The following is a 13,092-nucleotide window of genomic DNA, read 5'->3' on the forward strand; positions in this document are numbered from 1 at the left end:
GTCAGCCACCCAGATGGGAGCACGAGAGGATCAGGCGGCCGTGGTGGTCTGGGGTGGCGGCAGCGGCGGAGTGGCCGCTGCCCTCCAGGCTGCCCGGGGCGGCGCCGACACCCTCCTGCTCACGCCAGGGCCCTGGCTGGGGGGCATGGTGAGTGCGGCGGGGGTCTGCGCTCCGGATGGGAACGAACTCAGCCCCTGGCAGAGCGGGCTCTGGGGAGCGCTGCTGCGAGCCCTGCAGCGGCAGGAGCCCGAAGGTCTCGACCAGAACTGGGTGAGCTGTTTCGGCTGGCGGCCCGCCAGCGCCGAGCGGGTGCTGCGTGGCTGGGTGGACGCCGAGCCCCGGCTGCGCTGGTGGAGCGGCTGCCGGCTGCAGCAGCTGGAGCGCTCCGGCCCCCGGCTCACGGCCCTGGTTCTGGAGCACCGGGGTGAGCTGGTGCGGCTGGCCCTGCAGCTCGCCATCGACGGCAGCGATCGCGGAGATCTGCTGCCCCTGGCGGAGGCACCCTTTCGCCTGGGCTGGGAGGCCAGCGACGACTGGAATGAACCCAGCGCCCCCAGTCGCGAACGATTGGAGCACGATCCCTTTTTCCAGCTCCAGCCGGTGCAGTCCCCCACCTGGGTGGTGCTGGCGCAGGAGTCGGACGGGCCCTGCCCTGCAGTTGGCACCCCAGCTCCCCCGTTCGAGCGGGCCACCCAGACATTCGGCCTGGAGCGCACCCTCAGTTACGGCCGCCTGCCCGGGGGCTTGGTGATGCTCAACTGGCCGCTGCATGGCAACGACTGGCACGACGGCCTGGAGCGGGCTTTCAGCGCCGATCCCGGCGACCAGGCGGAGCTGGAACAAGCCATGCAGCAGCACAGCCTGGCGTTTCTGGCCGCGCTGCGGGAGGCATCCGGCGGTTGGCTGCAGCCGGCCCGTGTGTTCCCTGAGACCGCCGGGGGCGGCTCTGAGCTGGCAGGCCCCTCAGCCCTGGCCCTGATGCCCTACTGGCGGGAAGGGCGGCGAATGGTGGGCCACAGCCTGGTGCTGGAGCAGGATCTGCTTCCCCTGATCCCGGCCGGCACCAAGGGCAGCTCCGACGACAACGGGGCCTGGATCGGGCCGATCCCTGTCGATGGAGAGGGCCGCTGCAGCGCCATTGCCGTGGGCAACTACGCCAACGATCACCACTACCCCGGCGAAGACTGGCCCCTGGCCGCCAAGAGCTGCCGCTGGGGTGGCCGCTGGAGCGGCACGCCGTTCATGGTTCCCTACGGGGCGCTGGTGAGCGCCGATCTCGACAATCTGCTGGCGGCCGACAAGGCCATCAGCTGCAGTCACATGGCCAACGGCGCCACCCGGCTGCAGCCGCTGATCCTCAACATCGGCCAGGCCGCCGGGGCAGCGGCGGCCCTCTGCGTCGCCTCCGGCACGGCGGCGGCCACCCTCGACGTGCGGCTTCTGCAGGAGGCACTGATCAGCGACCCGGTGGCCCCGGCCGGGCCGATGCCCCTCTGGGACACCCCCTGGCACCATCCCGACTGGAAGCAGCGCCAGCGCCGTGCTCTGCAGGATCCCGGGCGGCTGCAGCCACGGGGAAACCTGGCAGCCAGCCAACCGCCCAGTCCCTTCCATGCGCCGGAAGAACCCCATGAAGAAGCCTTCGCCGGCACCCTGGTGCCTGATGGAGCCGGGGGATACACCCTCATGGGCGATGGTCGCCCCTGGCCGCTGATCACCCTGGAGCCGGGTCTGCACCATTGGCTGCGTCGGCAGGAAGCTGCGCGGCCAGTGCGCTTGATCGGTGTGGCCAATCCCTGGGGTCCCTGGCTGAGGGTGTCGCGGCTGGAGGCGGGATCGGCGCCGCCCTAACGGGCCTCCAGCCGCAGCAGATCGGAGAGGGAATCCACCTGCTGGACCTGAACGGTGAGCGCATCCCCTGGCTGGCACGACTCAGGAGCGCGCACGGCCTGATCCATCGCCAGGGCCTCCAAGTGCACCAGGGCCAGGCGGTCCTGGGGCCGGAGCCAGCGCAGGAAGATCGCCTGCCAGCGCTCACCCCGGTGCTGCTCGAACCAGACCTGCTGCCAGTGGCGCTGGTCCTCTCGGCTGATCTGGATCCCCTCGCGAATCACCGGATCAAGCTCTTTGAGCAGCTCCTCCATCTGGGTCGCCTCGAGGGGCTCCTGACCGGCCAGGCTGGCGGCCAGCTGCCGCTGGGCCACCAGATCGGCGTAGCGACGAATCGGCGAGGTGACCTGCACATAAGCCGGCAACCCCAGGCTGAAATGGGGGCTGACCGCTGCGCTCGTACTGCCGCGGCTGAGGCAGCGGCGCAGGGCCGCGTGGCGGACGGGACCATCCGGAAGGGCCTGGAGTTCACTCTCGGGCGGCAACTCACTCACCGGCTGGCCACGGAACGGCATGGCCAGGCCCAGCTCGGCGGCATGGGAGGCCACCACCGAACCCGTGAGGATCATCGCTTCCGCCACCAGGGCCCGCGCCGGCGAGGGATCGGTGATCTCCAGTTCGGCGTGGTCGCCCTTGCAGCGGATCCGTCCTTCGCTCTGCTCCATCGAGAGAGCCCCCTGGGCCTCACGCCAGCGGCGGCGGCGCTCGAGCAGGCGCTGCAGCTGGGCGAGGTCAGGTTCCTCGGGCGGGGCCAGATCGATCAGGGCATCGCCATCGTTGTAGGTGAGGCGGTATGTAGGGCGAATCCAGCTGCGCACGAGCTCATGGCGGGCCACGCTGCCGTCGTCGGCCAGCTCCATCGCACAGCTCCAGGCGGCGCAGCGCTGCCCCTGGCGCAGGCTGAAGGGACCCACCGCCAGGGGCAAGGGGAACATCGGCACCACCCCGGAAGCGAGATAGAGGCTGGAGGCCCGTCGTCTGGCCTCCAGATCGAGGGGGGTGCCGCTCGCCACCAGCCGCCCCGGATCGGCGATGTGAACCCACAGCCGCCAGCCGCCGCCAGCCAGCGACTCCAGCGCAACGGCGTCATCAATCTCCTCGGTGTCGGCGTCATCGATGGTGTAGCTCCGCAGGGCGGTGAGATCCCGGCGGCTCTCATCTCCGGGCAGCTCCAGCTCGGCCTGGGCCAGCAGCCTCTCGGCCTCCTCCAGCAGGGCTGAATCAAACCCCTGCTCCCAGACGCTGCTGCGCAGGGAAGGGAGGGCATGGGGCTGCCACTGGCCCAGGTCAACCAGCAGGCGGCGCACCGGACCGGGTTCGATGGCGCAGTGGGCCGCCTGCAGACAGCGGCGCAGCTCCGGATCGGGCAGATCATCGATCTCGCCGCCGGCGAAGGCCAGCAACTGCTGCAGCTGCCTGGTCTGGGCTGGATCGAGCTCTGCAGGATTCAGGGGGGTGCGCTGCCGCAGCAGGTCGTGCCACTGCTGCAGGCGCCGCTCCTCCAGCACCTGACGGTACCGATCGTGGCGAAGCTGGCGCAGATCGTGCAGCGAACGGGGGTGCACCCTGCCCTGACGCCAGCGGAACAAGTGCTGCTCGCCCTGTTGCAGCCAGCACCAGCAGGCGGCCCGCACAGCCGGACTGTCTGAGCCCGCCACCAGCTCGGTGAATTCGTCAAGGCCGATCCCCTCCTCAGGGGGTGCCTCCACAAGCAGAAGCCATGCCGCCCCTAGATCACGGCGGCCGGGTGATGCAGCCGCCAAGGCGGATGGCACCAGCTGCCAGGGCGGCTGCTCCAGCCGTGTCGGCGGCTCGTGGACCCCTGGCAAGGCAGCCAGCAGATCGATCTGTCGCATCGGGATGGTCTGGGACTTGCCTTCCCAGCCGGTCCTGAGGCGGGCACGGCTGCCAGTTATGGCCTCGATCAGGGCAAGTTCAGGCCCTTTCGAGCCGATCAGACCGACCAGATCTCCCGGTTGCAAATGCCGTGCTCCGCAAGGGCAGGGGAAGGGCCGCTCAGCCTTCGGGGTTCACGAAGGGGAGCAGCGCCACAATCCGGGCCCGCTTGACGGAGTTGGTGAGATCTCGCTGCTGCTTGGCGGTGAGACCTGAGAGTCGACGAGGAAGGATCTTGCCGCGCTCGGTGATGAACTTCTTGAGCAGATCGACGTCCTTGTAGTCGATCGGATCACCGGGCTTGATCGGTGAAAGGCGCTTCTTGAAAAAGGAACTGGACATGGGTTGGCGGAAACGGACGGGGAACGGAAGGGCGAGCTGCTGGGGTCAGTGCCGAGGGCTATGACCCTGTGACCTCACTTGATCTCTTTGTGGACCGTGCTCTTGTTGCAGTGAGGGCAGAATTTCTTCAGCTCCAGCCGTTCGGTGGTGTTGCGGCGATTCTTCTGGGAGGTGTACCGGGACACCCCAGGAGAGCGCTTGGCGGGATTGGACCGGCATTCGGTGCACTCGAGAGTGATCACGATCCGGACGCCCTTGTTCTTGGCCATAGGAAGGACGTGCGCCGCTTGATGCGAGGCGTAATGACAATCCGACACCTTACCCCGCCGTGCTCCGGCATTCCGATCCTTAGGATCTGGGCGTTGATTGATGCAGGCGGATGCGGGTCTCGCTCCAGTGGTTGCGGGAACTTGTCTCCTGTGATGAACCGGTTCAGGAGCTCGCCGAGCGCCTCTCTATCGCCGGCTTCGAGGTGGAGGCGATCGACGACCTCGCCAGCCAGGCCGAGGGCGTGGTCGTCGGCTATGTAGAAGACAGGCAGCCCCACCCCGATGCCGACCGGCTGAGCGTCTGTCAGCTGCGGGTAAGCCCTCCGGGCTCAGATCAACCGCTGCTCCAGGTGGTCTGCGGGGCCGCCAACGTGCGCGCCGGAATCCATGTGCCCGTGGCCCTGGTGGGGGCCCACCTAAGTGCGGTGGATCTGACCATCCAGGCCAGCGAACTTCGGGGCGTGGCCAGCACGGGAATGATCTGCTCCCTCAAGGAGCTGGGTCTGGCCGACAGCTCCGATGGCATCGCTGTGCTTGATGAGCTGCTGGAGACAGTGCCCCCGCTGGGAGCCCCGGTGGCGGCAGCCCTCGGCCTCGACGACCAGGTGCTGGAGCTGGCGATCACAGCCAACCGCCCCGATGGCCTCTCGATGCTGGGCATCGCCCGCGAAGTGGCCGCCCTGACCGGCGGCCAGCTCAGCCTGCCCCCCGCCGCGCCGGTGATCCCCGCCGAGCCGCTGCCGGTGGAGCCGGCCAGCGCGGCGGCGATCGAAACCGGCGGCCTGTTCAGCCTCACTGCCCTCACAGGAGTGCGTGTGGAGCCCTCCCCTGCCTGGCTGCAACGTCGCCTGGAGCGGGCCGGCCTGCGGCCGATCAACAACGTGGTCGACATCACCAACCTGGTGATGCTGGAAACAGGTCAGCCCCTGCATGCCTTCGACCAGGGCCGACTGGCGGTGCTGGGGGGGCGTCCGGCCAATGCAGCGGCCGATTCGGTGGCAGATCCGGCGGACCTCGGGCTGCGCTCCGCCCATGCAGCTGAGGCCTTTGAGGCCCTTGATGGCTCCAGCCATCAACTCAGCCCCGAAGCGCTGGTGGTGACCTACGCCAACCAGCCGATCGCCCTGGCCGGGGTGATCGGCGGTGCCGGAACGGCTGTGCAACCAGACACCGAGACCCTGTGGCTGGAGGCGGCGATGTTCAGCGCCGAGGCCGTCCGCCGCAGTGCCCGCAGCGTGGGCCTGCGCACCGACGCCAGCGCCCGCTTCGAGAAAGGACTCCCGCTCGAAGTCACCCTGTTGGCCGCCGACCGGGCCGTGCAGCTGCTCCAGAACCTGGCGGGCGCCCGGGTGCAGGGCCGCTGGCTGCACCAGCGGCCCCATCAGCCGGCCGATCCCATGCGCCTGCGCCGCGATGCCCTGCACAACCTGCTCGGTCCGGTGCTGGTCGACGGCCAGGAAGAAGATCTGGCCGAAGGCCGCATCGAGCAGACCCTCACCGCCCTGGGCTGCAACCTGCAGGCCGATGAAGAGGGCTGGCTGGTGACGGTGCCCCCGTCACGATCGATGGACCTCACCAGAGAGGTGGATCTGATCGAAGAGGTGGCCAGGCTCGTGGGCTACGACCACTTCGCCAGCCACCTGCCCGACCCGATCGAACCGGGCGGACTCGAGGCCGGCCAGCAGGCGGAGCGGTGGCTGAGGCAAGCGCTCTGTCACGCCGGGCTGCAGGAAACCTGTGCCTTCTCGCTGGTGCCTGCCCAGGGTTTGGTTGAGCATTCGCCAAGGCTGGGGCTCACCAATCCCCTTCTAACCGACTACGGCCATCTGCGCGACAGCCTGCTGGATGAATTGCTGCTGGCAGCTCGCCGGAACCTGCAGGCCTCGATGCCCGGTTTCTGGGCCTTCGAGATCGGCCGTGTCTTCCAGATCGAGTCGGACAGCCTGATCGAGCGCAGCGAGCTGGCCGGAGTGCTCTGCGGCGAGCGGCGCTCGGAACTCTGGAGCAGCGCCGGCAAGGGGCGCAGCCCCGACTACTTCGAAGCCCGTGGTGTTCTGCAGCAGGCCCTGGCCACCTTGAAGATTCCCTGCGAGGACCGCGCCACCAGCCACCATCCCCTGCTCCACCCCGGTCGGGCCGCCGAGCTGCTGGTGGAGGGCCGGGTGGCCGGTTGGTTCGGACAACTCCATCCTGAGCGGGCGGAGGCCCTTGATCTGCCGGAGGCCACCCACCTGTTCCAGCTCGCTCTGATACCGCTGCTCAGCGCCGCAACCCGGCGCAACCGCTGGCAGCCAGCCTTCGCTCCCTTCGCCACCGTGCCGGCCTCCGAGCGCGACCTGGCCCTGGTGGTGCCCGACAGCGTCACCGCCGCCCAGCTGCTGAGCGCGATCCGCAAGGCGGGCAAACCCCTGTTGGAATCAGCGGAACTGATCGATCGCTACCAGGGCAGCCAGGTGGAGGCGGGGAACGCCAGCCAGGCATTCCGGCTGCGCTACCGCGACGCCCGCCGCACTCTCACCGAGTCGGAGGTGGAGCAGGCCCACACGAAGATCCTGGGCGCCCTTCAGAAGCAGTTCGGAGCCGCCAGGCGTTCCTAGGGCTGGTCCTTCCACTCCACTGCACCACTGCACCCCGATGGCTCAGTCAGCGGGGGTTTCCCAGGTGCGTTCCAGCACGGCGAGGGCCTCCACGTGCTGGGTCTGGGGAAAGAAGTCGATCGGCTGAACCCGCAGGAGACGCAGGGTTCCCGGGGCCGTGAGCCTGGCCAGGTCGCGCGCCAGGGTGGCCGGGTTGCAGCTCAGGTAAGCCACCCGCTCGGGCGGTGCGGCCAGGATCGCTTCGCAGACCCGCTCCGGCAAACCCTTGCGGGGCGGATCGAGCAGTAGCCCGTGGGCTCCCTCCAGGGCTTCGGGCAGGGCCAGAGCCACATCAGCGGCCTCAAGGGTCAGACCATTGAGCCCGTTGAGTCCGGCGTTGAGCCGGGCCTGCTCCACGCTGGAGGGGTGCTGCTCCAGGCCCAGCACCCGAGCACCGGCGGCGGCCAGGGGCAGGCTGAACGTGCCGATCCCGCAGTAGGCATCGACGAGGCGGCGGCCAGGGGCAGGGAGTAGGGCCTCGATCAGCAGGGGCACCAGGCGCTCGGCCTGGGCGGTGTGCACCTGGAAGAAGGTGTCGGGACCGATCCGGAGCTCGAGGCCCGCAAAGCTGTCGTTCAGCCAGGGACGACCGGCAATCTCCAGGGTGCGCGGTCCCATCAGAGTGTTGGTGGGCAGGGGCTGGATGTTGAGGCCGACGCCAACCAGCTCAGGCCAGCGCTCCATCCAGATTTCCGCCATGGCCGCCAGGTCGGGCAGGTCACTGTGGCTGCTGATCAGAGTGAGCAGCACCTCACCGCTGTGGTGCCCGACTCGCAGGGCCAGGTGGCGAAGGCCGCCGCCCTCAGTCAGATCCACATCCACAGGCCAGTCGCTCTGCTCCAGATCGCGCTTGAGCGGAGCGATCAGGCAATCGATGCGGGGATCGAGAACCGGGCAGCGGTTCATGTTCACGATCCGGTGGGTGCCGCTGCGGTAGAAACCCGCCCGCAATTGCCCATCGGGACAGCGCTCCAGGGGGATCGTGGTGCGGTTGCGATACCCCAGGGGGGTGGCTGAGGCCAGGATGGGCTCCACCTCAAGAGTCTGACCGCCGATGCGGCGCAGGGCCTGCTGGACCAGTTCCTGCTTCCAGGCCAGCTGGGCCTGATCGCTGAGGTGCTGCACGCCGCAACCACCGCAGTCGGAGGCAAGGATGCAGGGGGGCTGACGCCGCTCAGGGGCATCGTTGTGCCGCTCGAGCGGATGGGCCACCAGATGGCGCTGGGCCTTGTGGTGCACCCGGGCACGCACCCGCTCCCCCGGTAAGGCATCGGGCACGAAGACCACCAGGTCGGGAGCCGTCTCCTCATCGGAGGCGATGCGCGCCACACCCTGGCCGTGATGGTTGAGACCGGAAATGCACAGATCCAGGTCCGTTCCTGGGACCGGCAAGGGAAGTCCCATCGGGATCGGAGCGCTTTGGACGTTGAGCAAACCCTAGATGCAAAGGGGCGTTACATCTGAAGACGTCCTCCGGCAAGGGGGTTCCCGGATCGATAAAGTGATCTGGCGCCTGGTGTCCTCGATGAGCGTCGTTCGGGATCTGATCCTCCAAGCCGATGATCAGCTGCGGTATCCCAGCGGCGGAGAGCTCCGCTCGATGGCGCAGTACCTCTCTGGCGGTCCCCAGCGCATTCGCGTGGCCAGGGCCTTGACGGAGAACGAGAAAAAGATTGTCGACGAGGCCGCGCGCCTCCTTTTCTCCCGCAAGCCCGAGTACGTGGCCCAGGGAGGCAATGCCTACGGCCAGAAGCAGCGGGCCCAGTGCCTGCGTGATTTCAGCTGGTATCTGCGCCTGGTCACCTACGGCGTACTGGCTGGTAGCACCGAGAAGATCCAGGAGATCGGCCTCAACGGGGCCCGTGAGATGTACAACAGCCTCGGTGTGCCCATGGCCGGCATGGTCGAGAGCATGCGAGCCTTGAAGGAAGCTTCCCTGGCCCTGCTCGGCACCGATGACGCCGCCAGCGCTTCCCCTTACTTCGACTACCTGATCCAGGGTATGCAGACCCCTCTCTGAGCCTGGGGGCAGCAGCATCTTTTTTTTCAAGGGCTTTCCGACGCCCGACTAAAACGTTCAAGGTCAGTCAGTCGATTTGGCCTGACTTCTTAATGATGGGCACCCATTCACCCCAGGGGATGCAGTCACCCTTGGGGATACAGGTCATAGCCCCTCATTCATGGAGTGCGATCGGGCTGTGCGAGATCCACCAGTCATGCCAGGAGTCTCACCATGGTCTAAGCATGAGTCTTGATCTTGGGCTCTTATGAGACGCCAGGGATTGGCTTCAGCGCCCTGCTGATGTCAGCCCCAGGAGATCGAACATCACAACCAGCCCCTGCCGACCCTCCCGCAAACCCTCATCGCTCCATTGAGAACTATCTAGGTCGTCTCAGCATTGACCAGAACCAAGCCCCAGAGCGGGACGCATACAAGATCATCACGACTGGTCCAACAGGATGGACCTGCCGCCAGGAGCGTCCTCTGAACGGCAACCGCTTAACCAGACCCCGCAGCCAAAGCAATTTTCAGCGGGGGAGCAGGAGGTCACTCATGAAATTCATCCGTGTCGCAATTCAAGACCTATTCTGCGTCCTGAACTGGACAAACAAGTCCATACCGAGACCAAGGACTGGTCTGATCCTGCTTCTCACTCGAGATCATCCAGAAGGAGGCTGAGCTCGGGCTTGGCTCGTCTCGAAAGGCGTGATTTCAGCATCGCCCCAGGAAGCAGGGCACTGTTCATGCAGCCAGAATCGATGGCGTACCTGTGTCTACAGCAGGTACGCAGAAAGATTGAAGCTGGCTATGACTGGCTTTTCAGCAGTTCCACAGGCCCTGGACTTCGTGTCCAAGCGCAGCTGGACAGGCACTGCTGCCGAAAAGAAAAGAACACCCCGCCCAAGCGCCTGATGCCCTGGTGGCGCTCAGGAGGAGATTGAGCAACCACAAAACAGAATGCGATCGAGCGATCACCAAGCCGAAGAGCGGAATCCTCGATCTCGCCAACACTCCTGGAAGCAGCTCGCATTTCTCATCCGAGACGATTACAGAGACTCATATAGAGTCTTAGCTGAGATGCTCGCGAGAGCTTTGGCGCCCCGTTCAGGCCGGCCGGCGGTAGAGCTCCTTGAGCAATTGATAGGCCTCATTGAGGCGGCGCATCGCGTCGGCGCTGCCTCCTGAATCGGGGTGGTGGCTCATGGCCTGCTCGCGGTAGGCCTCACGGATCTGGTTGAGACTGAGCTGGTGGCCCGGGGCCGTCGGCAGGGCCAGCACCTTCAACGCGCCATGCAACGTCATCGTGTGCTCCAGGCTCTGGAAGGAAGTTCCCTGACGTCGACGGCGGAAGCGATGCACGAAGCGACGGATCAGGGTGGGGATCCGCAACGTGAGTGTGCCGGTGCTGAAGGGATCCTCAAGCAAGCCAGCGGCCACGATCACCCGGTTGAACCTGGGCGGTCCAGGCGACCACCCACTCACGAAGCCACTGATCCACTGTTCCATCAAGGTCCAGGTGAACGGCCTCCCCTCCGATTGATCCGACTGAGCCCAGATATCGCGGGCCAGCCAGAGCATGGCCGCCTCCAACACCGCCTCGTTTGCGGCCGTGCCGTAGAGGCTGAGCCAATGCTCATCAACAGCAACCAACGCCTGATCCAGTTCAGGAGCATCCACTGAGGGCAGCGGTTCTCGGGCAGTGGCAGGCGGTGGATGCAGGCTGCGTCTCAGCCTCGCCGACGACTGACGCACGAAGCCGGGCAGATCAATGCCGGCCGAACCCGCGACGTCACGGGGCTGCTTGGGCAGCGCGCGACTGGGAGATCTGGCCAACAGCTGGAGTGAGGGCTGATCTGAAAACTGAGGCTCTCCATCCCCTGCATCAAGTGTGAGCAGCTCGGCCGCCTGCTCGGTGACCAGCACCAGGGCCCGGCAGCCATCCAGCTCCTCTTCAACCCCGGCCTCATCCTCCTCTCTCTCCTCCTCCAGAGCGTCGGCGTTGGGGAAGAGATCGTCCAGCAGGCGCTCAAGCAGAGCCCCGCGGCTGCGGTGACCCAGCTGTCTGCACAGCTCATCGATCTGCTCCACCTGGGCGACGGGGAGGATCAGCTGAATTCTCTGGCGATCCGCCTTCGTGTCGTCGGGGGGCACGGCAACCTGTTCAGGTCGGGCTAACGGCTCATCAACTGCCTGAGAAAGCGTTGCTGGACCTTGGCGGCCTCGTTGTAGCGATTCCGCAGCGTCTGAGTCTCCTGGGGGGAGGCCGGAGTGGATGTGCCCATGGGCACCTCCGCCACGGTGGATGAGCCTGCAGGCGTTTGGTTCAGCAGCCTCAGCGGTGGCAGCGGCGGCAACCAGGCAGGCACAATCGCGGGCCGCGGCAGCGGTGGGGGCGGTGTGGGCCGGGCGCTGGCGGGCTTGGCAGGTCGACGGACAGGAGCAGTCGGAGCGGGGGTGATGGTCTGGGCAGGGCGGGCTGCGGCGGCTGGAGCCGCAGGCCTCTGACCGCCAGCGACCGCCGGCGGGGCCGCCGCTGGAGTGGTCTTGCGCTTGGCTGCTGCTGCCGCCTCGGCAGCAGCAGCTCGGGCGATCTCAACCTGGCGTTCCCGCTCGCGCAGCTGGGCGAGCTGATAGGCAGGCACGACGCTGAGCAGATGACCCGGGGTGGCATCAGCCGGGTAGACCATGCTCACCTTGACGCGGTTGTTGACACCGGGGCGAAGGTTCAACGAACTCAGGGAGAGGCTTTCACCGGAGCGCATGCCCACATGAACTTCGCGATAGCCCTCGTCGGTTTCGATCCCGATCGATCCGCGAAACGCGGTGAACTGACGACCATTGGCTGTGGGATGGCTGAAAACCAGGTCATGGAAGCCTGAGCCCTTCAGATTCATCTCGACATCGAAGCGCACGCCGTATGTGCCCACGTTGTCGAGAGAGGAATCGACCATGCGGCTGGCCAGGGGATTCACCTGGATATCCCTGGTGCCGAAATGGTGGCGATTGGTGCTGGTAAAGGGCACATGCAGAGGGCCCTGGTTGAGATCGTGGTTGATGCTGGCCTGGAAGGCATCGCCGAGGGCCACCCCACCGACCCTGGAAAACACCTGGCGATTCTGGATCTTGGGGAGCATGCTCAGATAGATCCGGCCTGGAGCCAGTACACCCTGGTCGAGAACAGCCAACAGATCGGAGTCGGTACGTGGATCCTCAGCGGCCACAACCGCCATCTGGAAAGGACCATCACTGCGGCCGCTGAGCAGGCCGTTGGCAATGCCACGGGCGGGAAGCCGGGTGTGGAACAGAACGGCCCGGCTGTTGGCTGGAATCGTGAATCGTTCGGGCAGCTTGGGATCAAGCTGATTGCGCAGCATGATCACAGCTGTGGCATCGCCAGGCCCTGTATTCCAGGGCCTCGGACCCAGGGGCTTGACCCCCATCAGGTGATTCGCCAGATAGGGCGCCTCGAAACTGTTGCGCACAGCGCCACGGTCGAAGCGGAGCGTGACCGGCCTGGAGCCGGGATTCATCACGATCGTGGCCAGGGTGAGCTGCCCACGCACCAGGCCGTAGCCGAGGCGGGTGGCATCTTCGGGGTAATACTTGTGATGCATGTGCAACCCGAATTCACCGTTGAAAGTGAATTCGGTGTTGCTGAGTCTCTGACCGGTTTCCCTGGCCACTGCTGATCCGGGGGCCGTGTTCACCAGGATGCCCGGGCCGAACACCTCTTCCGGCTGGTTGGAGTGCAGCACCGGTACGGCGTTGAAACGCCCCTGCAGAGGGCGCGCTGCCTGCCCTGCCATCAGCTGCACGTATGAGGCCCTAGCAGCAGGTGCCTCCAGAACCGCGCCGGCCCCGGACAGGGTGGCTATCGCAGCGAGACCAATGGGACCAAATCTTCTCACTCTGATTCTCTGCTGGGACGGTGTTTCGGTTTTGCGGTGGCATCTTCCGCAGCCGCTGGGCCAGGACCCTTGACTGGGGCGAGGTCTCGCAGGCACCTGCTCCGTGGCCCCATCGAGGAGGAGACGGCGCATATGGGGTGGACCGCTC

At 66.5% G+C, this 13,092-nt stretch carries 9 protein-coding genes; 3 read left to right on the forward strand and 6 right to left on the reverse strand.

Annotation, left to right across the window (positions count from 1 at the left end; translation table 11 throughout):
- Positions 1-13 precede the first annotated feature (13 nt).
- Entirely contained in the window at positions 14-1,852 is a 1,839-nt protein-coding gene (locus tag KBY77_RS01695) for an FAD-dependent oxidoreductase (protein ID WP_255101877.1), read from the forward strand.
- On the opposite strand, the gene KBY77_RS01700 is transcribed toward KBY77_RS01695, so the two are convergent.
- From KBY77_RS01700 to rpmG, 3 genes are all read right to left on the reverse strand, one after another.
- Complete coding sequence (locus KBY77_RS01700; protein ID WP_255101878.1) at positions 1,849-3,873, reverse strand: ribonuclease catalytic domain-containing protein; 2,025 nt, start codon at positions 3,871-3,873, stop codon at positions 1,849-1,851. The two genes, KBY77_RS01695 and KBY77_RS01700, sit on opposite strands and share 4 nt — an antisense overlap.
- Before the next feature lie 34 nt (positions 3,874-3,907).
- Positions 3,908-4,129: a 30S ribosomal protein S18 gene (gene rpsR / locus KBY77_RS01705; protein ID WP_094553902.1), complete on the reverse strand. Its 222-nt coding sequence runs from the start codon at positions 4,127-4,129 to the stop codon at positions 3,908-3,910.
- Positions 4,130-4,203: 74 nt separating this feature from the next.
- Positions 4,204-4,398, reverse strand: a complete 195-nt coding sequence (gene rpmG, locus KBY77_RS01710) for a 50S ribosomal protein L33 (RefSeq protein ID WP_006171446.1) — start codon at positions 4,396-4,398, stop codon at positions 4,204-4,206.
- Positions 4,399-4,508: 110 nt separating this feature from the next.
- Here rpmG and pheT point away from each other — a divergent pair, with 110 nt between their 5' ends.
- Positions 4,509-6,995, forward strand: a complete 2,487-nt coding sequence (gene pheT / locus KBY77_RS01715; protein WP_255101879.1) for a phenylalanine--tRNA ligase subunit beta — start codon at positions 4,509-4,511, stop codon at positions 6,993-6,995.
- Positions 6,996-7,037: 42 nt separating this feature from the next.
- Here pheT and rlmD read toward each other — a convergent pair whose 3' ends face one another.
- Positions 7,038-8,438, reverse strand: a complete 1,401-nt coding sequence (gene rlmD, locus KBY77_RS01720; protein WP_255101880.1) for a 23S rRNA (uracil(1939)-C(5))-methyltransferase RlmD — start codon at positions 8,436-8,438, stop codon at positions 7,038-7,040.
- Between the two features lie 121 nt (positions 8,439-8,559).
- On the opposite strand from rlmD, the gene apcD reads away from it, so the two are divergent.
- Positions 8,560-9,054 carry an allophycocyanin subunit alpha-B gene (gene apcD, locus KBY77_RS01725; RefSeq protein WP_255101881.1) on the forward strand — a complete coding sequence of 165 codons (495 nt, stop codon included), beginning with the start codon at positions 8,560-8,562 and terminating at the stop codon, positions 9,052-9,054.
- A gap of 1,086 nt (positions 9,055-10,140) precedes the next feature.
- Here apcD and KBY77_RS01730 read toward each other — a convergent pair.
- Complete coding sequence (locus tag KBY77_RS01730) at positions 10,141-11,187, reverse strand: J domain-containing protein (protein WP_255101882.1); 1,047 nt, start codon at positions 11,185-11,187, stop codon at positions 10,141-10,143.
- 20 nt (positions 11,188-11,207) lie between these two features.
- On the reverse strand, positions 11,208-12,842 hold the full coding sequence (locus KBY77_RS01735) for a DUF3370 family protein (RefSeq protein WP_255101883.1): 1,635 nt from the start codon (positions 12,840-12,842) through the stop codon (positions 11,208-11,210).
- Positions 12,843-13,092 lie beyond the last annotated feature (250 nt).

Origin of the sequence: Synechococcus sp. Cruz-7E5 (assembly GCF_024345995.1) — a bacterium.
In the GTDB taxonomy this organism is placed as follows: domain Bacteria; phylum Cyanobacteriota; class Cyanobacteriia; order PCC-6307; family Cyanobiaceae; genus Regnicoccus_A.

Coding starts and splice junctions, on each gene's coding strand:
- KBY77_RS01695 (WP_255101877.1), top strand. CDS start 14: ATGGGAGCACGAGAGGATCAGGCGGCCGTGGTGGTCTGGGGTGGCGGC.
- rpsR (WP_094553902.1), bottom strand. CDS start 4,129: ATGTCCAGTTCCTTTTTCAAGAAGCGCCTTTCACCGATCAAGCCCGGT.
- rpmG (WP_006171446.1), bottom strand. CDS start 4,398: ATGGCCAAGAACAAGGGCGTCCGGATCGTGATCACTCTCGAGTGCACC.
- pheT (WP_255101879.1), top strand. CDS start 4,509: ATGCGGGTCTCGCTCCAGTGGTTGCGGGAACTTGTCTCCTGTGATGAA.
- rlmD (WP_255101880.1), bottom strand. CDS start 8,438: ATGGGACTTCCCTTGCCGGTCCCAGGAACGGACCTGGATCTGTGCATT.
- apcD (WP_255101881.1), top strand. CDS start 8,560: ATGAGCGTCGTTCGGGATCTGATCCTCCAAGCCGATGATCAGCTGCGG.
- KBY77_RS01735 (WP_255101883.1), bottom strand. CDS start 12,842: ATGGCAGGGCAGGCAGCGCGCCCTCTGCAGGGGCGTTTCAACGCCGTA.